At 54.6% G+C, this 295-nt stretch carries 1 pseudogene; it reads right to left on the reverse strand.

Annotated features, from left to right (window positions below):
* A pseudogene (locus BK665_RS33245) lies at positions 1 to 258 on the reverse strand (glycosyltransferase); the annotation flags it as partial.
* Positions 259 to 295: the final 37 nt, after the last annotated feature.

Consider the following 295-nt stretch of genomic DNA (forward strand, 5'->3'; position numbering starts at 1 on the left):
CACATCGGGTTTTTCCTTGAGGATCAAACGGCCCAGCTGCCAGGCGAAGCGCAGCAGCGAGCGCACATCGCGCTTGGTCCGGTCGAACGTCTTGATCTGTTTTTCATCAATGCCGTGCAGCTCTTTTTTCTGATCGAACGGGATCAGGTACACCAGTTCATAGTTGCCGGCCTCGCCCTCAGGTGGCGCCGAAATCGTGCGGATAACGGTGGCCACACCACCCTTAATCGTCTCGGCCACTTGCAGTATTTTTTTCACAATCCACCCATTTCCATGCAGGTAATAACCATCGCCG

The organism is Pseudomonas frederiksbergensis (genome assembly GCF_003732665.1).
Lineage (GTDB): Bacteria > Pseudomonadota > Gammaproteobacteria > Pseudomonadales > Pseudomonadaceae > Aquipseudomonas > Aquipseudomonas frederiksbergensis_G.